Source organism: Arthrobacter yangruifuii (assembly GCF_009192775.1).
GTDB lineage: Bacteria > Actinomycetota > Actinomycetes > Actinomycetales > Micrococcaceae > Arthrobacter_B > Arthrobacter_B yangruifuii.
Window position 1 is genome coordinate 66,727 of sequence record NZ_VTFX01000006.1, and the last position, 20,502, is coordinate 87,228.

23 protein-coding genes are annotated in these 20,502 nt (G+C 64.6%); 16 read left to right on the forward strand and 7 right to left on the reverse strand.

From position 1 onward, the window contains the following. Positions 1 to 12 precede the first annotated feature (12 nt). Entirely contained in the window at positions 13 to 705 is a 693-nt protein-coding gene (locus GD627_RS14810) for a response regulator transcription factor (protein ID WP_152273178.1), read from the reverse strand. Beyond that, positions 705 to 1,685, reverse strand: a complete 981-nt coding sequence (locus GD627_RS14815) for a sensor histidine kinase (RefSeq protein ID WP_152273179.1) — start codon at positions 1,683 to 1,685, stop codon at positions 705 to 707. Before GD627_RS14815 ends, GD627_RS14810 begins: the two co-directional genes overlap by 1 nt. Positions 1,686 to 1,717: 32 nt before the next feature. On the opposite strand from GD627_RS14815, the gene GD627_RS14820 reads away from it, so the two are divergent. Further along, positions 1,718 to 1,975, forward strand: coding sequence for a hypothetical protein (locus GD627_RS14820; protein ID WP_152273180.1), 258 nt, complete (start codon positions 1,718 to 1,720; stop codon positions 1,973 to 1,975). Between the two features lie 42 nt (positions 1,976 to 2,017). Next, positions 2,018 to 2,785 (forward strand): EAL domain-containing protein, encoded by a 768-nt coding sequence (locus GD627_RS14825; RefSeq protein ID WP_152273181.1) that lies wholly within the window; start codon positions 2,018 to 2,020, stop codon positions 2,783 to 2,785. Here GD627_RS14825 and GD627_RS14830 read toward each other — a convergent pair. Further along, the gene (locus GD627_RS14830; RefSeq protein WP_152273182.1) at positions 2,782 to 3,744 is read right to left on the reverse strand and encodes a helix-turn-helix transcriptional regulator; all 963 of its coding nucleotides are present in this window, start codon (positions 3,742 to 3,744) and stop codon (positions 2,782 to 2,784) included. The two genes, GD627_RS14825 and GD627_RS14830, sit on opposite strands and share 4 nt — an antisense overlap. 106 nt (positions 3,745 to 3,850) lie before the next feature. Here GD627_RS14830 and GD627_RS14835 point away from each other — a divergent pair, with 106 nt between their 5' ends. The 4 genes from GD627_RS14835 (at position 3,851) to GD627_RS14850 (ending at position 6,092) form a co-directional block, all read left to right on the forward strand. Further along, the gene (locus GD627_RS14835) at positions 3,851 to 4,318 is read left to right on the forward strand and encodes a VOC family protein (protein WP_152273183.1); all 468 of its coding nucleotides are present in this window, start codon (positions 3,851 to 3,853) and stop codon (positions 4,316 to 4,318) included. 51 nt (positions 4,319 to 4,369) lie between these two features. Continuing rightward, positions 4,370 to 5,206, forward strand: a complete 837-nt coding sequence (locus tag GD627_RS14840; RefSeq protein ID WP_152273184.1) for a PhzF family phenazine biosynthesis protein — start codon at positions 4,370 to 4,372, stop codon at positions 5,204 to 5,206. 80 nt (positions 5,207 to 5,286) lie between these two features. Then, on the forward strand, positions 5,287 to 5,628 hold the full coding sequence (locus tag GD627_RS14845) for a PadR family transcriptional regulator (protein ID WP_146363946.1): 342 nt from the start codon (positions 5,287 to 5,289) through the stop codon (positions 5,626 to 5,628). Then, positions 5,625 to 6,092, forward strand: coding sequence for a hypothetical protein (locus GD627_RS14850; RefSeq protein WP_152273185.1), 468 nt, complete (start codon positions 5,625 to 5,627; stop codon positions 6,090 to 6,092). Before GD627_RS14845 ends, GD627_RS14850 begins: the two co-directional genes overlap by 4 nt. 11 nt (positions 6,093 to 6,103) lie before the next feature. Here GD627_RS14850 and GD627_RS14855 read toward each other — a convergent pair whose 3' ends face one another. Next, entirely contained in the window at positions 6,104 to 6,892 is a 789-nt protein-coding gene (locus tag GD627_RS14855) for a hypothetical protein (RefSeq protein ID WP_152273186.1), read from the reverse strand. Between the two features lie 369 nt (positions 6,893 to 7,261). On the opposite strand from GD627_RS14855, the gene GD627_RS14860 reads away from it, so the two are divergent. Then, on the forward strand, positions 7,262 to 7,477 hold the full coding sequence (locus tag GD627_RS14860) for a DUF4177 domain-containing protein (RefSeq protein ID WP_246165546.1): 216 nt from the start codon (positions 7,262 to 7,264) through the stop codon (positions 7,475 to 7,477). Positions 7,478 to 7,545: 68 nt separating this feature from the next. On the opposite strand, the gene GD627_RS14865 is transcribed toward GD627_RS14860, so the two are convergent. Beyond that, positions 7,546 to 8,442: a DeoR/GlpR family DNA-binding transcription regulator gene (locus tag GD627_RS14865; RefSeq protein ID WP_152273187.1), complete on the reverse strand. Its 897-nt coding sequence runs from the start codon at positions 8,440 to 8,442 to the stop codon at positions 7,546 to 7,548. Positions 8,443 to 8,604: 162 nt separating this feature from the next. Between GD627_RS14865 and GD627_RS14870 the strand changes: the two genes are divergently transcribed. From GD627_RS14870 to GD627_RS14880, 3 genes are read left to right on the forward strand one after another with little or no spacing between them, the layout of a single operon-like run. Then, complete coding sequence (locus GD627_RS14870) at positions 8,605 to 9,759, forward strand: SIS domain-containing protein (RefSeq protein ID WP_210250516.1); 1,155 nt, start codon at positions 8,605 to 8,607, stop codon at positions 9,757 to 9,759. Between the two features lie 25 nt (positions 9,760 to 9,784). Continuing rightward, positions 9,785 to 10,768, forward strand: coding sequence for an N-acetylglucosamine kinase (locus GD627_RS14875; protein ID WP_152273188.1), 984 nt, complete (start codon positions 9,785 to 9,787; stop codon positions 10,766 to 10,768). A 10-nt stretch (positions 10,769 to 10,778) separates the two neighbouring features. Continuing rightward, positions 10,779 to 11,717, forward strand: a complete 939-nt coding sequence (locus GD627_RS14880) for a DMT family transporter (RefSeq protein WP_152273189.1) — start codon at positions 10,779 to 10,781, stop codon at positions 11,715 to 11,717. Between the two features lie 227 nt (positions 11,718 to 11,944). Here GD627_RS14880 and GD627_RS14885 read toward each other — a convergent pair whose 3' ends face one another. Further along, the gene (locus tag GD627_RS14885) at positions 11,945 to 12,295 is read right to left on the reverse strand and encodes an ArsR/SmtB family transcription factor (protein ID WP_246165547.1); all 351 of its coding nucleotides are present in this window, start codon (positions 12,293 to 12,295) and stop codon (positions 11,945 to 11,947) included. 94 nt (positions 12,296 to 12,389) lie between these two features. On the opposite strand from GD627_RS14885, the gene arsB reads away from it, so the two are divergent. Genes arsB through GD627_RS14905 form a run of 4 tightly spaced genes read left to right on the forward strand, consistent with a single transcriptional unit; the run spans position 12,390 to position 16,569 of the window. Further along, positions 12,390 to 13,520 (forward strand): ACR3 family arsenite efflux transporter, encoded by a 1,131-nt coding sequence (gene arsB, locus GD627_RS14890; protein ID WP_152273190.1) that lies wholly within the window; start codon positions 12,390 to 12,392, stop codon positions 13,518 to 13,520. Next, a complete protein-coding gene (locus tag GD627_RS14895; protein WP_152273191.1) occupies positions 13,517 to 13,939 on the forward strand; it encodes an arsenate reductase ArsC in 423 nt (140 codons plus the stop codon). The genes arsB and GD627_RS14895 overlap by 4 nt, the downstream gene beginning before the upstream one ends. A gap of 26 nt (positions 13,940 to 13,965) precedes the next feature. Beyond that, positions 13,966 to 15,447: an FAD-dependent oxidoreductase gene (locus GD627_RS14900; RefSeq protein WP_246165548.1), complete on the forward strand. Its 1,482-nt coding sequence runs from the start codon at positions 13,966 to 13,968 to the stop codon at positions 15,445 to 15,447. Beyond that, positions 15,448 to 16,569, forward strand: coding sequence for an ArsO family NAD(P)H-dependent flavin-containing monooxygenase (locus tag GD627_RS14905; RefSeq protein ID WP_152273193.1), 1,122 nt, complete (start codon positions 15,448 to 15,450; stop codon positions 16,567 to 16,569). It begins immediately after the preceding gene. Here GD627_RS14905 and GD627_RS14910 read toward each other — a convergent pair. Then, complete coding sequence (locus GD627_RS14910) at positions 16,566 to 18,017, reverse strand: amino acid permease (protein ID WP_246165566.1); 1,452 nt, start codon at positions 18,015 to 18,017, stop codon at positions 16,566 to 16,568. The genes GD627_RS14905 and GD627_RS14910 overlap by 4 nt on opposite strands. Positions 18,018 to 18,437: 420 nt before the next feature. Between GD627_RS14910 and GD627_RS14915 the strand changes: the two genes are divergently transcribed. After that, a complete protein-coding gene (locus GD627_RS14915) occupies positions 18,438 to 19,250 on the forward strand; it encodes an SDR family NAD(P)-dependent oxidoreductase (protein WP_146363964.1) in 813 nt (270 codons plus the stop codon). A 35-nt stretch (positions 19,251 to 19,285) separates the two neighbouring features. Next, the gene (locus GD627_RS14920) at positions 19,286 to 20,497 is read left to right on the forward strand and encodes a serine hydrolase domain-containing protein (RefSeq protein ID WP_152273194.1); all 1,212 of its coding nucleotides are present in this window, start codon (positions 19,286 to 19,288) and stop codon (positions 20,495 to 20,497) included. The last annotated feature ends 5 nt before the right edge of the window (positions 20,498 to 20,502 follow it).

A 20,502-nucleotide genomic window follows, 5' to 3' on the forward strand; every position in this document is an offset into this window, starting at 1 on the left:
GGCTTCGGTGCGCTACTCCCGTCCCGGACGGGCCAGCTCGTACCCGACCCCGCGTACCGCCCGGATGGCCCGGGGAAGGCCCTCACTTTGCAGTGACTTCCGGACCCGGTAAAGCGCGGTTTTCAGCATTTCCTTCCCGCCGGGTCCTTCATCGATCTGCCATCCGGACAACAGCAGATCCCGGAAGGAAACGGGCTGGCCTTGTGCACTGGCGAGGCGCCGCAGGAGCCTGAGTTCCAAGGAGGAGAGGTGGACGTAATGCCCGTTGACTGTAGCGGCATCCTGGCTGACATGCAGAGGACCGCAAACGATGACCTCGGACTGCGCAGGGGCAGCCCTTGACCGGCGAACCAGTGCTTCGGCGCGCAGGGCCAGTTCGCGGGGATGGAAGGGCTTGATTACGTAGTCATCAGCACCGGCCTCCAGTCCGGCGATGCGGTCCTGGGCACCGCTTTTCGCCGTCAGCAGCAGCACCGGAACATCACTCGTTTCCCGGATCCGCCGGCACAGCGAAAGCCCGGAGGCCTGCGGCAGCATTACATCGAGGACCACGAGGTCGAATTTCCGGCCGCGGAAAAGGTTCCAGGCAGACTCCGCGTCCTTCGCCGAGACGGCGGAAAACCCCTGGGTTTCCAGGGCGAAGGTGACGATGTCCAGCATCTGGGGCTCATCATCGACCACAAGGGCAAGGTGCTGGTATTCCATTAGGACGCTCCTGCGGCGGCACGGCTCAGGACCCGCTCCGGGCTTTGCTCGGGAAGACTGAAGAGCATGGTGGTGCCGCGGCCCGGGGTGCTGTCTACAAAAACGTCGCCGCCGTGCATCTGGACTATCTGTCGGGTGATCACAAGCCCAAGGCCGGTGCCGTCCTGAAGCGGCCTGCCGCTGGAGAAACGCTTGAACAACTCGCGGCGGCGCGCTTCGTCCATCCCCTCGCCGTCGTCGCTGACCGAAACGAGCACCTGGTCATCCGCGTTGACTATGCGTAGCGTGATGAGCTTTGTGTTTGTCGCGTGCGCCACGGCGTTGTTGATGAGGTTGGTCATCGCCTGCCGGATCAGGGCACCGTCCGCCCATACCCTCGGCGGGGCGCCGGGGCAGTCAAGGGCGAACTGCATGTCGTGCAGCTGGCGATGTTCGGCAAGCACCTCGGCCGCTAGGGTGCGCAGGTTGACGCGGTGAAGATGCAACTCGAACATACCGGCGTCAATCCGCGCCTGAGTCAGCAGATCCTCTGCCAAGGCTATGACCGCATGGCAGTTCCCGCTAATCGTCCTCACAAAGCGTGCCTGGCTGTCCGTGAGTGGCCCGGGGGAACGCTCGGCCAGGAGGTCCGACGCACCGCGGATCAGGGCCAGGGGTGTACGGATTTCGTGGCTCACTACGGAAATCTGGTCCGCATTCCGCTGGGCGATATTGCGCAGCCGGGCAATCTCGGCGCGGTCGGATAGCCAGAACCGGACAACCACAAAAAGGGCGGCCATCGCTCCGATAGCCAGCGTGTCAAAGATCAGTGCGGCCAGAACAGTGCCAGAGGGGGCCAGGCCGCAGAAGATGAAAAGCCCTGCAAGCACGAGGAAAAATGCGGCGCCAATGCTCCGTACGATCAACGGCAAGGGCATCCGCCAGACCGCAAAGAGTCCGAGGATCGCTCCGGCAGCGGAGCAGTAGCAAAGCCATTTCACAGTTGCAGTGTAGAGGGGCCTCCGGCCGGGCTATGAAAGCGGCGTCACTTTATGTCGAAGGCGAACCCGCCCTGATGATGCCCGAACCGCTCCTGCAGGAAATTTCCGGTGTTGGTCAGGTCTATCGATGCCTGGCGGTGACGACTGTCTTTGACCAGTACCGCCACGCAAAAGGAAGCGTGTGCCGGCAACCCTCAGTCCACCTGAGTGAAACGGGTCCCCCGGCCGCCTCCGCGACCAACGGCGCGGCGGTGCGAGTCGACGGGGGTGTGCTGACCACGGTGGTCTAGCTGCCGTAATGTACTGCTCCTATTCACTCAGGGGGACACCACATGGCATGCAACGGCTGCAGCACGGCTTCCAAACTCGACTTCGATTTCAGCATGGCGTTCCAGCCGATTTACGACGCCGGGGCCGGCCGCGTGTGGGGCTACGAGGCCCTGGTGCGGGGAACCTCCGGCGAAGGGGCCTACGAGGTCCTGTCCAAGGTACTGCCGGAGCAGAAGTACCGCTTTGACCAGGACTGCCGGGTCAAAGCCATTGAGCTGGCCTCGCAGCTGTTTCCCGCCGGCGAGGAGCCGATGCTCTCCATCAACTTCATGCCGAAGGCCGTCTACGAGCCGGCCGCCTGCCTGCGCGCCACCCTGAACACCGCCCGGCGCTGCAACTTCCCGATGTCCTCGATCATGTTCGAGTTCACCGAAAACGAAGAGGTGCTGGACACCGCCCACCTCACCAACATCATCACCGAATACCGCAGGCACGGGTTCACCACGGCCGTGGACGATTTCGGTGCCGGACATGCAGGGCTGGGCCTGCTGGTCGACTTCCAGCCGGACCTGATCAAAATCGACATGAAACTCGTCCGCGGAATCGACACCAGCCCGGCCCGTCAGGCTGTCCTGGCCGGCATCATCGGCATCGCCCGGGACCTGGGCATCACGCTGCTGGCCGAAGGCATCGAAACCGAAGCGGAGTATCAGGTGCTCAAGCACGCCGGAATCCGCCTGTTCCAGGGCTACTGGTTTGCGAAGCCTGCCTTTGAAGCGCTTCCGCCGGTGCGCTTCGATGCCGTACCGGAGTCCGGCGTCACCGTCTAGGAGCGCCGCACCTCCTCGGGGCGGGCGGCAGTAATCCGCGCAGCGAAGCCGCCGAGCGAGTCGATAAATGCGTCGGGCCCAAGGACGGTAAACGGAGCATCAAAGCGCAGGGCCCAGGACAGCAGCCCGGCTTCCGACCAGGAGCCCACCCGCACCCGGCAGGCGGTCTCCGAGACCTGTTCCAGCTCGCCGTCACCCAGCCACGGGGCAATCGCGGCGGCGGGAAGTTCGATCAGCAGCTCACCGTAGCAGGGCCAGTCCGCGCCGCCGTCGGAGCCCTTCAGCCGTGCGGTCAGGAAGCCGGCGGCACCCCCGGCGGGGACCGTTCTGGGGGTAAATCCTGCCCCGGCAGGGACCTTCGGCGTCAGCTTATCCAGCCGGTAGATCCGCCAATCCGTTTTCTCCAGATCCCAGCAGATCAGGTACCAGCGCCCCCGCCGGGCGACGACGGCGTGCGGCTCCACACGGCGCGGCGGCCGGGACACGTCATCGCCGTAGTCGAAGCGAAGCACCCGGCGGTCCCGGGCGGCGGTGCTGACCGCTTCAAGGACCTTCGGATCCACCCGCGCGGAGGCGCCGGCGTCGGTGAACCGGATCCCCTCCACACGGTGCCGCAGCCGCGAGGGCATCACCTGCTTCACCGTGGTCAGCGCCCGGGCCGCGGCGTCGTCCAGATCCACTCCGCTGGACGGGGCGCTCTGCAGTGCGACGGCGATGGCCACGGCCTGCTCATCATCAAAAAGCAGCGGCGGCAGTTCCGAACCGGCAGCCAGCCGGTAGCCGCCGTCGGGCCCCTTGACCGCATCGATGCTGTAGCCCAGCTCCCGCAGCCGGTCCACGTCGCGGCGGACCGTTCGCGGCGTTACGTCCAGACGTTCGGCCAGAACCCGCCCCGGCCAGTCCCGGCGGGACTGCAGCAGCGAGAGCAGGGCGAGCATTCTCGAGGAGGTTCCGGGCATGATCCGAGTATGGCCGAAGAAGAGGACATAACCTGTCCTCTACCAGGTTCAGTCTGTTCTCAGGGCCACAAAACGGCGGCCGTCGATCAGACCAAAGGACAGAACCATGAGCATCACCACCACCACCCACCTGAACTTCCGCGGCACCGCGGCCGAGGCCCTGGAGTTCTACCAGTCGGTCTTCGGCGGCACCGTCACTGCCGCCACTTACGGCGACTTCGGCATGCCGAAGGACGTGCCGGGCGCGGACAAGATCGTGTTCGGCCAGCTCGAAACCGCGGACGGCCTCCGCCTGATGGCTTACGACATCCCCGGCCAGGACGGTACCGATGCCGCCGCGACCGCCGGCAGCACCCGCCGCGAGAACGGCACCACCATCACCGACCGCCCCTTCTTCCAGTCACTGCGCGGGCAGAGCCTGGCGGAAGTGGATAAGCTCTGGGGCGCCCTGGCCGACGGCGCGCAGATCATCGAACCGTTCGCCGCGTCTGCGTGGAGCCCGGGATTCGGGATGCTCACGGACCGCTTCGGCGTGACCTGGGTGATCGACGTCGAGGCTACCCACAACGGGTGAGCCGCCGTCCCGGGCGCCGCGGGGCGCCCGGGACCTTGTTACAGTGGCGCGATGAGAACGCGTCCCTACAGTGAAGTCGATGTCTTCTCGGAAGAACCCTACCGGGGCAATGCGCTGGCGGTGGTCCACGATGCCGGCGGGCTGGGTGACGAAGAGATGCAGCGCTTCGCCGCCTGGACCAACCTATCGGAAACAACGTTCCTTCTGCCCCCGAGCAGCCCCGAGGCCGACTACCGGGTGCGGATCTTCACCGGCAGTGAAGAGCTGCCGTTTGCCGGTCATCCGACCCTGGGCTCGGCCCGGGCCTGGCTCGACGCCGGCGGGAGCCCCAGGGCGAACGGAACGGTGATGCAGGAATGCGCCGCAGGGCTGGTTCCGGTCCGGGTGGAGGGGGAGTCGCTGGCCTTCGAAGCGCCGCCGATCACCCGTTACGGGCCCGTGGATGAACCGCTTCTGCGCCGGCTGGCGGAGGTGCTGGGGATCCGGCGCGTGGAAATCCTTGATGCGTCATGGCTGGTGAACGGTCCGCAGTGGATCGGGGTTCGGCTTGCCTCCGCCCGGGAGGTCCTGGATCTGCAACCGGATCCGACGAAAGCAGGCGATCTGGAAATCGGGGTGGTGGGACCGTATGACGCCGCCGGTGACGCCGCCTATGAGGTGCGTGCCTTCGTGGGCGGAGACCCCGTCTGGGAAGACCCGGTAACGGGCAGCCTCAACGCCGGCCTGGGGCAGTGGCTCACTGACACGGCTATGGCAACACCGCCCTACACGGTGTCGCAGGGAACGGTTCTCGGCCGCCGCGGCCGGGTCAGGATAAGCCGGCGCGACGGGAAAATCTGGGTGGGCGGCACAGTCACAAGCTGTATCGAGGGGACTGTGCGCCTGTAGTTTGAACAGGCCACGAGGCTTACTGGTCTCTTACCGCCGACCGGTTGCATGCATTGCAAGTTACCGGTACCGTGCAGTGCATGACACCTACTGCTGAGTCCGTTCTGACTCAACTCCGCAAAGGCACAGTGGACTACTGCGTCCTCGCCTGTCTGCGCTCCGGTCCGGCCTACGGGCTGGAAATAGCCGAACGGCTAGGGGAGGGGAAAGTGCTCTTCGCCAGCGGCGGCACCCTCTACCCGTTGCTGTCGCGGCTGCGGCAGCAGGGATGGGTCACCACCACGCTGGAACCATCACCGGTGGGGCCGCCCCGCCGCTACTACCACCTCACGGATGAGGGCAAGGCCGCGCTGCAGGTTTTTACCAGGACCTGGCACCCGTTCGCTGCAGACGTTACAACCATGATTAAGGAAAACTCATGACCACCACTGAACCGATGCCGGCACTTCTGGAGGCATACTTCGCCGATCTCGACCGCGCGCTGATCGGCACGGACCCGCGCGAGCACGCTGAGACAGTCCAGGCGATGCGGGAGGATGCCGCCGAGATGCTCAACCGGGACGGAGCCTCGGAGCAGACTGCTGGACGCATCATCGCCGAATTCGGCCCCGTCGAACGGATTGCCGCGGCCGCCACTCCGGCGGCCACGCCGGCACCGGCCGCGACGCGGCCGTGGGCAGACATCTGGCTGCTCGTGGGCTCCATCCTTGGCCTGGCGTACTTCATCATTCCGGTGCTCTCGATCGCGATGCTCATCTGGGCGATCGTGCGGATGAGGCGCCATGTGGGGAGCCTGCCGCTGCAGAAGGCGGCCCTATGGGTGTCCGGTGCGTCGGTCGGACTCGCTGCCTTGCTGTATCTGGTCCGTTCCGCAGCCAACTTCTGAGCCTAGGGCGGTTACTTGATCCCGAAGTCGTAGCCCTGGCCGCGGCCGAACCGCTCCCGCAGGAAGTTGCCCGTGTTGGTCAGCTCCGCGGAGGTGCGGCGGTGGCGGCTGGCATGCAGCGTGTCCGCCTGGCCGGAGAGAAGCTGCAGCTGCTCCACGAGTTCCTGATTGGGTGTGCGTCCGCTGGCCTGCCGGGTCTCCAGCATGCGCGGCGGGACGGCCAGATAGCTGCGGAGCACGCTGGGCAGATAGTCACGCACGGTGGCGGACAGCTCGTACTCAAACTGGGGATCGCCCAGCGGCTGCCGCGCTTCGGCGTCGATCACTGCATCCAGCGTCTGGCAGGTTTCCAGGATGCTGACGTATGCCTCAGTGGGGATCCGGGCCTTGTTCTGCTTGGCGAGGGACGCTGACCATGCCAGCGCCTGGGCCAGTTCCTGGGCGGACGGGTCAACCGGTGCCTCCGGCGCAGACGAGGAGGGGGCGGACTGCGCAGGCACGGAGGGCTGAGCCATGACGTAGGGCTGTGCTCCCCGGGGAGCCCTCCGATGCAGCCAGAGATCCCGGAGCATGTAGGACCGCATGCCGGAAACCGCGATGACACCGAGGCCGACAAAGGCCGAGAGTGTGCTGGTGATAGACACGGCGGCCAGGAAGAGGGCTACGTACAGGGCACCCTCGAGGATCACTTTGAAGTTCTTGCGGCGCACCCCGATCATCAGGATCAGGAGCGGCATAAAAGGAAAGAACAGCAGGGCCACAGTGACCTTGAAGACGTTCCCCAGAGTAAGACGAGACATCATGATCCTCTCGTGAGATGGGCGGCCAACAGAGCGGCCGCCGTCGTCCTTAATCTGTGGACGGTGGCCATAACTCTGTTTCCAGGCTCAGATTCAGTCTAGCTGCGTACCCGGTGGAGCGTGGGGGTGTGAGCCGGGCGTTCGCTACCAGCCTTCATTGACCCCGCCGCGCCTGCGCCGGGGCAACAATACCGGACACATCGCCGTCCGGCTGCCCGCCGGGGTATCTTCACCTCCGCCTGTGCCAAGGCCGCTCCGGTGCCTTGCGGGCGGGGATAACTTTGCCCCATCCGACACCCCCGGACCCGTGAAGCCGTGTGGAAAAGCGGAACCCCGCCCACCGGCCCCAACCAACGCAAAGGGAAGGGCATGATCATGCCGCACTATGTAGTTGTACAGGTGATCCTGAAAGAGAAGCTTCTGGGAACCAAGTCGGGCAACCTGAGCTCCCTGGAGAAGGCCATCAACGAGCAGGCGTCGAAAGGCTACCGGCTCCACACGATCACCACTGCAAGCAGCGGGAGCAAAGGCTTCAGTGGAGGCGACCGCCTCCAGGCAACATTGGTGTTTGAAAGCCTCGCCTGACCGCCCCGTGCCCCGACGGATGACGCGTCCACAACCTCGATGTTAGGCGGAAGCTGCTAACTGGGGATTCATGGAGTGACAACGTGGATCTCGACCCCGGCACGGGCTATGCGAGCCAATGCTTGAGGATCCGCAGTCGCATCCGTCACCAGGTCATTGATCTGAGTCAAGTCGGCCATTTTGGCGAGCGTGATTTCGCCTATTTTGGAGCCATCAGCTACCACAACTACGCGCCTGGCAGCTTGCACCATTGCATTGTTAGTACGGGCCTCCGTGTCGTCGTGGGTTGTTACTCCTCCTTCTGCGCTTATGCCGTCGGTTCCTAGGACTGCAGTGCCAATGTTCATGGACCTGAAGGTTTCTTCGGACAACGGTCCCACCGCTTCCAGAGAGCTCGAGCGAATCTTCCCACCGGTGACAATGACGTCAAACCTGGGATTGGACGCGCACTCCGCGGCGATGGTGAGCGCGTTGGTTATGACTGTCAGGTCAGACCTGTAGTGCAAAGCCCTGACGACTTCCCTGGTCGTTGTGCCGCCGCTGACTGCCAGGGCGTGGGGCCCGGCCGGAATCATTCGTGCCGCGGTTCGGGCTATGAGTATCTTCGCGTCCCGCGCCTGCGAGTCTCGAAGCCGTACAGGGATTTCAGCGCTGAAATCCTTCGCCCTGGCACCCCCATGGGTTCTGACGAGAAGCCCCTGATCCTCCAGCTCTGCCAGGTCGCGGCGAAGAGTGGCTTTTGATGATCCGAGCCGAGCCACCAATGCCTCGAGCGAGGCGGACTGCTCTGTATGCAGAACTGAGAGAATCTGGCGCATTCGTTCTAGGCGTTTTCTGCTTACTGCGTGCGGGTGGATCTCTGGAAGGGGCCGGGCCACCGGGTGCGTCTCCTTATGGACAATTTTTTTGTTCACTTTAGTCGATCTCGCCTCCAAATATTGCGCGATGCACTCAGTTTTGTTCATTATTGCGTGATACCCATCACCAATTGAAGCGATCAGGCATGACAGGGCTGATAGCCGGCAATCGCTTGCGGGGAGCGGATCGACAGAATCCGGGACGCGCCCCGCCTCATTGCCTGCAACCTTCGGGTCCGCCGGCGAATCAAATATTTTCAGGAGCATCTATTGTCTGAGACCAGCATTTCCATCGCCGCCTCCGGGGCGCGAGCCACGATGCGTGAGATCAAGCAGCAGCCGGAGGTCTGGCAGGAGTTGGCATTGAACATTGAAGCCGCTCGGACTGAGATAGAAGTCTTCCTTGCTCCTCTACTGGAAAGTTCCGATCTTCGTATCATTCTGACCGGTGCCGGCACGTCAGCCTTCATCGGTGAAATTGCGGCACCGGCATTGGCGAAAAGCCTGAGGACGCGAGTGGACGCTGTTGCCACGACGGATCTCGTCTCAAACCCGACACAGTATTTCGCCGAGGAGCTCCCCACCTTGCTGGTCTCCTTCGCCCGGTCCGGCAACAGCCCGGAAAGTATCGCGGCTACGGATCTGGCCGAAGAACTGCTTGGACGGCATTTGGTTCACCACCTGGTGGTGACCTGTGACCCAGCGGGCAAGCTCGCCATGAAACATGGCGATCAGCAGAATTCATTTGTTGTCCTCATGCCAGCCGAGGCAAACGATGAGGGTTTCGCTATGACTTCAAGCTTCACCTCCATGCTGCTGGCGTGTCTGCTCATCTTCAACGGCAGGAATGACCAAGCTATCCAGGCGCTGTCCGCCGCGGTATCAAACATCCTGTCTGCCAAGGAGAAAGACGTAGAACAGCTTGCGCATCGAGCCGGCGACAAAATCGTTTACCTGGGCAGCGGGTCCTTGACCGGCCTGGCGCGAGAATCAGCATTGAAACTGCTGGAACTTACTGCTGGACAGGTCATCACCTATTTCGATTCTGCTTTGGGCTTCAGACATGGGCCGAAAGCCGTCATCGACGAGGCAACTTTGGTCATTGTCTTCGTGTCTTCCGATCATTACACCAGCCGCTACGACATCGATATCGTCTCTGAACTCCGAAGGGACCTGGGAGATGACCATGTGGTCACCATTTCAGTGTCACCTGCCGGAACAGTGGACGCCCCGGGGTGGGTGTTGGAGGGGCTGGCCGACCTGGATGACGCCTATCTCGCCGCCGCCTACGTCGTATTCGCCCAGCTCTTTGGGCTTCACTGCTCACTTCGCCTCGGCGCCGCTCCCGATAATCCGTTCCCGGATGGAGATGTCAACCGCGTAGTAAAGGGTGTCACCATTCATCCGCTAAGCACTGTCCAGTAGCCACCTGATGGAGAGGACAACTGACATGAGAACTTTCCTGGGCGTCGACGGGGGAGGGTCCAAAACGGCCTTCGTCCTTATCAGCGAAGCCGGCGATGTCCTCGCTGAGGCCAAAGGCCCCAGCTGCTATTACTTTGAAGAGGGCATCGATCTGGTGGAACAGGTATTGGGGCACGGCATCACTGCTGTCTCAGAGCAGTCCGGCATAGCTGCATCGGATATCACCCAGGCTTTTTTCGGCCTACCCGGTTACGGCGAGGTCAGTGCTGACGTCCCGGTGCTGAATTCCATCCCCGGATCCTTGCTGGGTACTGCCCGCTACTCCTGCGACAACGACATGATCTGTGGCTGGTCTGGATCCCTCGCGGCAGCAGATGGAATCAACATCATCAGTGGGACCGGATCCATGACGTACGGCGAGCGAGAAGGCCGCACACACAGGGCAGGGGGGTGGGGTGAGCTTTTCGGCGACGAAGGGTCTGCGTACTGGATTGCTGTACGAGGGCTCAATGCCTTTTCCCGCATGAGCGACGGACGGCTGCCCCGAGGCCCGCTATATGAAGCCCTAAAGTCCCGGGTGGACGTCAGGAACGACTTGGACTTGGTCGGCATCGTTCTTAATCAGTGGCATGGCCGCCGGACGGCAATCGCCGACCTGTCCAAAACAGTGGTGGAGGCCGCTGAGCTGGGCGACGCCACAGCCCGTCAGATTCTTATCGACGCATGCGTGGAGCTCGCCGGGATAGTTGACGCTACTGCCCGTGAGCTTCGATACCCACCTGAGGACATTGTCCCGGTCTCATACTCGGGCGGAATGTTCACGGCACCGTACCTGCTGGAAATCTTCAAGTCAGTCATCGGGTCCCGGTCCCGGCACTACGAACTGCGTGCACCCCTGCTCGACCCAGGCATCGGCGCCGCGTTGTATGCGGCAAAGGTAACGGGGAGTCCTCTGTCCGCCGAGGCACTGAAAAGTCTGGAACAGCTCCAAGCCCAAGCCGTCGTCTAAGGAAGCAGCCATGAAAAAAACCAACTCTTGGATCGTTTACGCCACGCTTCTTATCGTCTTCTGGGGCGTTTGGGGTGCCTTCTCTGCGCTGCCGAGCACCCTCTATGGCTATCCCGATGAAATGATCTACGTGATTTGGTCCCTCACCATGATCATCCCCGCTGTTTTCGCCCTTCGCAGGCAAAAATTCGATCGAAGGCCCAAAGCAGCGCTTTATGGAATTCTCGTCGGACTGACTGGCGCCGGAGGGCAACTCCTGCTCTTTCAGGCTCTGACGATAGGTCCCGCATACCTAATCTTCCCGATCATCTCCATTTCCCCGGCGATCACCGTACTCATGGCGATTCTTTTTCTTCGGGAGAGACTGTCCAAAATCGCCGTGCTCGGTCTGGCCGCCGTTCTCGTTGCTTTGGTCCTATTCAGCGTCAGTAGCGGCAACGATGACGCCGGATCAGGTACGTGGTTGATTCTCTCAATCTTTATTTGCATCGCGTGGGGCGTGCAGGCCTTCTTCATGCGCAAAGCTGCCACGATCGGTGTGAATGACGCGACCACGTTCGCCTGGATGGCCATTACGGGACTTGCCCTCGCACCCGTCGCCATCATTGCTTCCGGCGGACTTCCCCTCGACGTACCTTGGCAGGCACCTGCCCTCACCGCCGCAACGCAGCTGCTTAATGCCATTGGGGCCCTGTTCCTCGTCATGGCATTGAGCCGCGGTAAGGCTTCCATCGTTTCCCCCGTCACTAATGCCCTAGCCCCCGCACTGACCATCGTGGTCTCGCTCCTCGTATACCAAACACTGCCTAGCGTCTATGGAGCGATTGCCATCGTGCTGGCACTCGTCGGTTCCACGCTCATGGTCTACAGCGATGAACGCCGTGGTGAAGCGCTCAGCGACGCCGTCCTCGAGGACGGTTACATCGAAGGCAAACCCGTTGCCCCTTAGGCAGTGCAATGAGGAGGGGTCCGTACTAGGGCCTCTCCTCGCTTTGCCACCACGGCTGGAAGCCAGTTTGGCCCGGGCCGTTGGTGGCGAGTTCTTCATGAGTGCGCGCAGTCTCTGCGGGCGCTGATCGCGGGGCGCGGGACATCGGCACCATCTGCGTACGGCCGGCATCGGCCAGGGCATCCAAGGCGCAGGCATAGACGGAGCCCGGCAACCCGGACCGGCGGTTACTGCGGCGCGAGTACAGCCGCAGCCCGCTCCAGGGCGCCGGGAATGATGGAGTAGTAGGCCCAGACGCCGCGCTTTTCGCGGTGCAGGATGCCGGCGTCCACCAGGATTTTCAGATGATGGGACACGGTGGGCTGGCCCAAACCGACAGGCTCCGTGAGATCACAGACGCAGGCTTCCTTGTTTTCCTGCGCGGCGATCAGCGAGACCAGGCGCAGCCGGGTCGGCTCGGCCACGGCCTTGAGCAGCTGGGCGAAGCGTTGGGCATCTTCGATGCTCAGCGCTTCAGAAGTCAGCGGGGTGCAGCAGGCCTCGACGGCGGGAGCGGGAACTGTCAGTGCAGTGGTCACCTGCCCATTATGCACAGATTGACAGGTATCGATATATCCCGGGATACTCAACATCGAAGGATATCGATGTTCTTCAATGTAGGCCGCCCTGTCGATGTCCCTGCCAAGGAGCTTTGTGAGTACGTCCACCGCACCACCCCAGACCGGCCAGGTCACCGCCCGGCTGTCCACCTTGGACCGCTTCCTGCCCGTCTGGATCCTGGCTGCAATGGCCGCCGGCCTGCTGCTGGGCCGGCTGGTGCCCGGTATCGGCCCGGCCCTGGACTCGGTCAAGGTGTCCAACGTGTCACTGCCCATCGCCGTCGGCCTGCTGGTGATGATGTATCCGGTGCTGGCCAAGGTCCGCTACAACGAAACCTCGCGGGTGATTGCCGACCGGAAGCTGATGATCACCTCGCTCATCCTGAACTGGGTGGCCGCACCGGCGTTTATGTTCGCCCTGGCCTGGATCTTCCTGCCGGACCTGCCCGAATACCGCACCGGCCTGATCATTGTGGGCCTGGCACGCTGCATCGCCATGGTGATGATCTGGAACGACCTGGCCTGCGGCGACCGCGAAGCCGCCGCCGTGCTGGTGGCCATCAACTCCGTTTTCCAGGTCCTCGCTTTTGGTGCCCTGGGCTGGTTCTATCTCCAGGTCCTGCCCGGCTGGCTGGGCCTGGAAACCACCAGTGCCGGGTTCTCCTTCTGGGCCATCACGCTCAGCGTCCTGATCTTCCTGGGCATCCCGCTGCTGGCCGGCTTCCTCACCCGCACCCTGGGCGAAAAGGCGAAGGGCCGCGACTGGTACGAGGGCACGTTCCTGCCGAAGCTCGGCCCGTGGGCGCTCTACGGCCTGCTGTTCACCATCGTCCTGCTCTTCGCCCTGCAGGGGGATGAGATCACCTCGAACCCGCTCGACGTCGCCCGCATCGCCTTGCCGCTGCTGGTCTACTTCCTCGTCGTGTTCGGCGCCGGCATGCTGCTGGGCAAACTCCTGGGCCTGGGCTACCCCCGCACCACCACGCTGGCCTTCACCGCGGCCGGGAATAACTTCGAACTGGCCATCGCCGTGGCCATCGGCACCTACGGGGTGACCTCCGGGCAGGCGCTGGCCGGCGTCGTCGGACCCCTGATCGAAGTACCCGTGCTGGTTGCCCTGGTTTACGCCGCCCTCTGGGCGCAGAAGAAATACTGGCCCGCCGCCTCCCTACCCGCCGCTACGGCAGAAAAGACAACCCGATGAGCCCTTCCGAAACCGCCGCCAAGCCCTCCGTGCTGTTTGTCTGCGTGCACAACGCCGGCCGCTCGCAGATGGCCGCCGCGTACCTGCGACACCTCGGCGAGGGCCTGATTGAAGTCCGGTCCGCCGGATCCGCACCCGCGGACTCGGTCAACCCTGCCGCCGTGGCGGCCATGGCGGAGGAGGGCATCGACATGTCCGCCGAGCTCCCCAAGGTGCTGACCACCGAGGCCGTGAAAGAGTCCGACGTCGTGATCACCATGGGCTGCGGCGACGCCTGCCCGATCTTCCCCGGCAAACGCTACGAGGACTGGAAGCTCGACGACCCGGCCGGCCAGGGCGTGGAGGCGGTCCGCCCCATCCGCGACGACATCAGGGCACGGATCACCGCACTCATCGCCGACCTCCTGCCGGCCAAGTAACCCCCGTATCTATGAAGGACGCCGCCATGATTTCCGAACTCCCCGTCGCCGTGATCGGCGCCGGCCCCGTAGGCCTCGCAGCCGCCGCCGAACTGCTTGAACGCGGCCTGACCCCGGTCATCTTCGAGGCCGGCGCCGCACCCGCGGCCGCCGTCGCGTCCTGGGGCCACATCCGGCTGTTCTCGCCGTGGCAGTACGACGTCGACGCCGCCGCCCGCCGGCTGCTCGCCGCCACCGGCTGGCAGGAACCCGACGCGGAAACCCTGCCGACCGGTGCCGAACTCCATGGCCGGTACCTGCAGCCGCTGGCCGAGGTTCCCGCGATCGCCGACGCACTGCACACCTCCACCCGGGTGCTGGCGGTCAGCCGTGAAGGCCTGGACAAGACCCGCACCGGCGGCCGCGAGGACACGCCGTTCCTGCTTCGGGTGGAAGATGCCGAGGGCACGGTCACCGATTACCGGGCGCGCGCCGTCATCGATGCCTCCGGCACCTGGGGCACGCCCAACCCGCTGGGACAGGCCGGCCTGCCTGCCGTCGGGGAAGCCGAAGCGTTCACCGCCGGGCTCATCACTGGGCCGCTGCCCGACGTCGTCGGCCGCGACCGTGCCCGCTTCGCCGGCAAGCACGTCCTGGTGGTCGGCGCCGGCCACTCCGCTGCGAACACCCTGCTGGCCCTGGGCGAACTGGCCGAACAGGAACCCGGCACCCGGATCAGCTGGGCCATCCGCAGCGCCTCCGCGGCCGGTGTCTACGGCGGCGGCGACCTGGACGGCCTGCCGGCCCGCGGCGCGCTGGGAAGCCGGCTGCGCACCCTGGTGGCGGACGGCCGGATTGAGCTGCACACCGCCTTCACCATCACCGGGTTCAAAACCTCCGGCACCCTCGCCGTGATCGGCAGCACGCCGTACGGCGAGAAGCAGCTGGAGGTGGACCTGCTGGTTCCGGCCACCGGCTTCCGCCCGGATCTGGACCTGCTGCGTGAAATCCGGCTGGATCTTGACCCGGTGGTGGAGGCACCGCGGGAGCTCGGTCCGCTGATCGATCCCGAGTTCCACAGCTGCGGCACCGTGGCACCGCACGGCGCCAGGATGCTGTCCCACCCGGAGAAGGACTTCTACATTGTGGGCATGAAGTCCTACGGCCGGGCACCCACGTTCCTGATGGCCACCGGCTACGAGCAGGTCCGCTCCATCGCGGCAGCCCTGGCCGGAGACCAGCAGGCGGCCGACGACGTGCAGCTGGTGCTGCCCGAAACCGGCGTCTGCTCTACGGACCTCGGCGGCAGCTGCGATGCACCGGCGGCGGACGGGTCAGCTGAGGCGGCGTCGTGCTGCGGAACGGCACCCGAACCCGCGCTTGAGCAGGCGGCGTCGTGCTGTGGCGCTCCTGAAACGGTAACGGAATCCGAACCGACGGAATCCTCCTGCTGCAGCACACCCGAACCGGCTTTCCTGGGCATCCCCACCGGACTGGAACACGGCCGATCCGCAGAACGGGAGAGCTGATTGCCCACCACACCGGTCCGGGATGTCGACGTCCTGGTGATCGGGGGAGGCCAGGCCGGTCTCGCCGCAGGCTATTACCTAAACCGCCTGCGGCGGGATGAGGCCTCCGGCCGGTCCGGCCCCGCACCCTCGTTCGCGATCCTGGACGCCAACTCGGAGCCCGGCGGGGCCTGGCAGCACTACTGGAACAGCCTGGAACTGTTCTCCCCGGCGGCCTACAGCTCCCTACCCGGCTACCAGATGCCGGTCTGGCAGGGCGAGGGCAACCCCTCAGCGGACCATGTTGCGCAGTACCTGCGCACCTATGAGGCCCGCTATGGCCTCCCGGTATACCGCCCGGTCCGGGTGAACTCCGTGCGGGCGGCCGACGGCGGCGCTTACCTCACGGACACGGATCACGGACAGTGGACCAGCCGGGCGGTTCTCAACGCCACCGGAAGCTGGAACACCCCGTCCATCCCAGACCTGCCTGGCAGCAGCCAGTTCACCGGCCGGCAGCTGCACACCGCCGACTACCGGGGACCGGAGCCGCTGGCAGGACAAAACGTGGTGGTGGTGGGCGGCGGCAACTCCGGAGCGCAGATTGCCGCGGACCTGGCCCCCACGTCATCGGTCACCTGGGTGACCCGCACGCCGCCGCGTTACCTGCCCGACGACGTCGACGGCCGGGCCCTGTTCTCCATCGCCACGGACCGTAAAAAAGCCCTCGCCGCCGGAGAACCGGCACCGGCCGGCATCGCCGAGCTGGGCGATATTGTTGCCGTACCCGCGGTTCGCAAGGCCCGCGACGCCGGCCTGCTGAAGGCCCGGTCGATGTTCTCCCGGTTCGTGCCGGAGGGCGTGCAGTGGGAGGACGGGGAGCAGCTGGCGGCCGATGCGGTTCTGTGGTGCACCGGCTTCCGGCCGGACCTGCGGCACCTGCAGCCCCTGGGCCTCACCACCCGCAACGGCGTGCCGGCAACCGACGCGCTGCTGCCCACCCGGTCGGTGGACGGTCCGGGACTGTTTTTCCTGGGGTACGGGGACTGGTGCGGACCGTCCTCGGCGACCCTGATAGGCGTCGGCTCGGCCGCACGCGACACCGTGGCTGCGCTTCGGCCGGCCGCGGGCGTGAGCCGTTAGCCGGCGTCGCCGTCGCGGGCCGCTGCGATTTCCAGGACCCGGTCCCGGCACATCCGCCAGCCAAACATCAGTGCGGGGATGATGATGACCAGGGAGGCGATGGTCCACGTGCCCACGGGCGAGTCGAAGGCCATCAGGATCAGCACCGCCAGCAGGAACGCCAGCGTGATCCAGCCGGTCACGGGTGCGCCGGGCATCCGGAAGCCCGGACGCTCGAGTTCCCCGCGCTTGGCCCGCTTCGTCAGCTCCATCTGGCACAGGACAATCACGGCCCAGGTGCTGATGATGCCCAGCGAGGCGACGTTCAGCACGATTTCGAAGGCTTCGGCGGGAACCACGGCGTTGAGCACCACGCCCAGCAGGGCGACGACGGCGGTCATGGCGATGCCGCCGTAGGGGACGCCGGCCTTGTTCATGCGCCCGGCGAACTTGGGTGCGGAGCCCGCAAGGGACATGGAGCGCATGATGCGGCCGGTGGAGTAGAGGCCGGCGTTGAGCGAGGACAACGCGGCGGTCAGGACCACCAGGTTCATGATCGCGTCCACACCGCCCACGCCGATGGAGCCGAAGAAGGTCACGAACGGGCTTTCACCGGCGTGATAGGAGCTGTAGGGCAGCAGCAGCGAAAGCAGGACGAGGGTGCCGACGTAGAACACCGCGATGCGGATAACCACCGTGTTGATGGCCTTGGGCATGATTTTTTCGGGATGCTCGGTCTCGCCCGCGGCAGTGCCGATGAGTTCGATCGAGGCGTAGGCAAACACCACGCCCTGCATCACGACGACGGCGGGCAGCAGGCCGTTGGGGAAAAGGCCGCCGTTGCCGGAGATCAGGCTGAAGCCGACCTGCTGGCCATCCACGGGGGTGCCGAAGATGACGAAGCAGATGCCCACGATCAGGAACGCGACCAGTGCCACCACCTTGATCAGCGCGAACCAGAACTCGAGTTCACCGAAGACCTTGACGCTGATGAGGTTCAGGCCCAGTACCAGGAGCAGGGCGGCCAGCGCCCAGGTCCACTGGGGGACGTCCGCGATGGGGGCCCAGTACTTGCGGAAGAAGTTCATGTACAGGGCGACGGCGGTGATGTCCACGATGGCGGTCATGGCCCAGTTGAGCCAGTACAGCCAGCCGGTGACGAAGGCTGCCTTTTCACCGAAGAACTCGCGGGCATAGGAGACGAAGGACCCGGAGGACGGGCGGTGCATGACCAGTTCGCCCAGGGCCCGGAGAATCATGAAGGCGAAGAAGCCGCAGACAGCGTAGCTGATGACAAGCGACGGTCCGGCCGAGGCAAGGCGGCCGCCGGCACCCATAAAGAGGCCTGTGCCGATAGCGCCGCCAATGGCGATCATCTGGACCTGGCGGGGCTTGAGGCCCTTTTGGTAGCCCTCTTCCTCGTGGTGGAAGGAGGAATCCGACGAGTTGGCCGGAAGGGTGGAGTCCAAAACGGCCTGCTGTGTGGCCGGTGGATGCTGGCTCAAGAGGGATCCTTTGGTTATTCGCGCCTGGCGGGGTGTGCCGGCTGACGAGTTCGGCGGGCTGCTCGTCCTCGGGCAGCCCGCAGCTGCCTGGGGGCAGGGGAGGGGGGGTGGATATCCGGCACTTCCGAAAAGTGCACCCGTAGACTATGGCACCGGCCACAGGCGAGCGTCAAAACGGGTGTGCCCGCGGGGTCCGGGACCCGGGTGAGGTTTCCCTCCGGTCAAAGGATCCGCCAACAGGAATCTCCGGAAATGCGCCTGGATCGTGCCGCTGCAGAAAAAATGGACAGGTGTCTAGTTCTGTGGCAGGCTGTCCAGCATTACTACTGTGAGGCAGCTCACATCATTGATGATGTGACGCCTCCACATGAACGGAGAAACCGGATGAAACTGAACGGCAGGATTGCAGCCGTCACCGGCGCGGCCTCGGGCATGGGCCTGGCCGCAGCTAAGGCCTTGATCGAGGAAGGTGCAACCGTCTACGGCATCGACCTCCGGCAGGAAGCCCTTGACGCGGAGTTTACGGGCCTTGACGGTGCCCACGGTTTCGTGGCGGACGTTTCGGACTCCGGGTCCGTGAACCAGGTCTTTGCGCAGATCGAAGCGAAGCACGGCAAACTCGACATCCTGGTCAACGCGGCCGGCGTCTCCACTCCCAACCGGGATAAGCAGGCGTGGGTGGATGGAATCAACAACCGGATGGTTGAGTCCTTCAAGACCGGCGAGGTTTACCACCCCGAGTTTCTCGGCGGTATCAGCGACGAAGATTTTGACCGCGTCGTGGCGATCAACCTCAACGGCACCTTCTACACCATCCGTGCCGCCGTCCCTCTGCTGAAGAAGGCCGGGCGCGGCTCGATCATCAACTTCGCATCGGTTGCAGGGCTGATCGGCCTGCCGATGCCCGCGTACTACCCGGCCTCCAAGGCCGCCGTCGTCGGCCTGACGAAGGCGGTAGCCGCAGAACTCGCGCCGTTCGATATCAGGGTCAACGCCCTGGCCCCCGCCGGCATCAACACCCCGATGTTTACTGCCTCGGGCGAGGACCACGTGCAGGCGCTGCTCGCGCTGCAGCCGCTCAAGCGCGTTGCCGAACCGGAGGAAATCGGTCAGACGGTGCTGTTCCTGGCCTCGGACGCAGCCGGACATTACACCGGGCAGACCATGTCGCCCTCCGGCGGCGCCCTCATGCTCTGAACCGCCCCGCACACCCACACCGAACGGAGAACCCTGTGCAGCACACCGCGGTCCACGAGGCCACCATCACCGACCTTCCCGGCGTCGAACGGCGTTTCCTGGAAGTCCTGGATGAAACCATCCACGAGGACATTGAGCGCGGCGACTATCACGGCGCCAACATCATCGTGGCCCGCCACGGCGAGGTAGCACTGCGCGGCAGCTACGGTCTGGCCGAGGCAGCCACCGGACGATCCACCCGTCCCGACGATGTCTACCGGATCCTGTCCATGTCCAAGGGCTTCACCAATGCCTTGGTCTTCCGGGCCCTCAGCGAGGGAAAGCTGATGCTTTCCACCCGGGTTGTCGACCTTATCCCCGAGTTCTTCGGTGTCGAACCCTTCCGGGCCGCCCGCAAGGACCGCATCAACCTTGCACATCTGCTGACCCACCGGGCCGGTATGCCCGCCACCCCGAATCCGGGAGTGGGACCTGAGGGTTTCGCCGTGCTGGCGGACGTGATCGCCGCCCTCGGCGGGGTGGATGTTGTGCACGAGCCCGGCACGAACCTCAACTATTCCGCGGCCATCAACCATGCCCTCATCGGCGAGATGGCCCGCCGGGCCTATGGCGCCGATTCCTTCCGTGACCTGATGGAGGAGAAGGTGTTCGCGCCGATCGGAATGACAGACACCCGGTTCGGCATGCCCGCCCGGCTGCAGGAGCGTGCCGTGCCGCTGAAGGTGATCGAGGCAAACGATTCCTGGCTCAAGCCTGAAGACATCGAGTGCCTCAATGACGTCATCGACCGTCCCGACGCCGAGATGCCCTGGGTCGGAGCCGTGTCCACCATCGACGACGTCTTCGCGTTCACCGAGATGCTCCGCAACAAGGGACGCACCGCGGACGGGGAGCAGCTCATCGGGGAATCCGTACTCGATTTCGCCACCACCAACCAGACCGGCGAGCAGATCAATGACCTCTACGGCATGGTCGCCAATGCCCGCCGGTGGGACCTGCCGCCGGGAAACATGGGCCTTGGCCTGGCCCTGGCCGGAACCGGTACGCATGCCCGGTTCTTCGGCCCGTTTGTCTCCCCGCGGACCTTCGGATCCTACGGTGCCGGATCATCCCTTCTCTGGGTGGACCCCGTCTCCGACCTGTCCTTCTGCTTCCTTTCCTCCGGCGTGATGGACGAGGGCGACAACGTTGCGCGCTTCCAGAAACTGTCCACGATCGCCGCGTCCGCGGTCGTCCCCGAATCCTGATCCAG

Bases quoted from the DNA above. Each gene is read 5' to 3' on its own strand.
- GD627_RS14810 (WP_152273178.1), bottom strand. From the start codon at position 705: ATGGAATACCAGCACCTTGCCCTTGTGGTCGATGATGAGCCCCAGATG.
- GD627_RS14820 (WP_152273180.1), top strand. From the start codon at position 1,718: ATGAAAGCGGCGTCACTTTATGTCGAAGGCGAACCCGCCCTGATGATG.
- GD627_RS14825 (WP_152273181.1), top strand. From the start codon at position 2,018: ATGGCATGCAACGGCTGCAGCACGGCTTCCAAACTCGACTTCGATTTC.
- GD627_RS14830 (WP_152273182.1), bottom strand. From the start codon at position 3,744: ATGCCCGGAACCTCCTCGAGAATGCTCGCCCTGCTCTCGCTGCTGCAG.
- GD627_RS14835 (WP_152273183.1), top strand. From the start codon at position 3,851: ATGAGCATCACCACCACCACCCACCTGAACTTCCGCGGCACCGCGGCC.
- GD627_RS14840 (WP_152273184.1), top strand. From the start codon at position 4,370: ATGAGAACGCGTCCCTACAGTGAAGTCGATGTCTTCTCGGAAGAACCC.
- GD627_RS14845 (WP_146363946.1), top strand. From the start codon at position 5,287: ATGACACCTACTGCTGAGTCCGTTCTGACTCAACTCCGCAAAGGCACA.
- GD627_RS14850 (WP_152273185.1), top strand. From the start codon at position 5,625: ATGACCACCACTGAACCGATGCCGGCACTTCTGGAGGCATACTTCGCC.
- GD627_RS14855 (WP_152273186.1), bottom strand. From the start codon at position 6,892: ATGTCTCGTCTTACTCTGGGGAACGTCTTCAAGGTCACTGTGGCCCTG.
- GD627_RS14860 (WP_246165546.1), top strand. From the start codon at position 7,262: ATGATCATGCCGCACTATGTAGTTGTACAGGTGATCCTGAAAGAGAAG.
- GD627_RS14865 (WP_152273187.1), bottom strand. From the start codon at position 8,442: ATGAACAAAACTGAGTGCATCGCGCAATATTTGGAGGCGAGATCGACT.
- GD627_RS14875 (WP_152273188.1), top strand. From the start codon at position 9,785: ATGAGAACTTTCCTGGGCGTCGACGGGGGAGGGTCCAAAACGGCCTTC.
- GD627_RS14880 (WP_152273189.1), top strand. From the start codon at position 10,779: ATGAAAAAAACCAACTCTTGGATCGTTTACGCCACGCTTCTTATCGTC.
- arsB (WP_152273190.1), top strand. From the start codon at position 12,390: ATGTCCCTGCCAAGGAGCTTTGTGAGTACGTCCACCGCACCACCCCAG.
- GD627_RS14895 (WP_152273191.1), top strand. From the start codon at position 13,517: ATGAGCCCTTCCGAAACCGCCGCCAAGCCCTCCGTGCTGTTTGTCTGC.
- GD627_RS14900 (WP_246165548.1), top strand. From the start codon at position 13,966: ATGATTTCCGAACTCCCCGTCGCCGTGATCGGCGCCGGCCCCGTAGGC.
- GD627_RS14915 (WP_146363964.1), top strand. From the start codon at position 18,438: ATGAAACTGAACGGCAGGATTGCAGCCGTCACCGGCGCGGCCTCGGGC.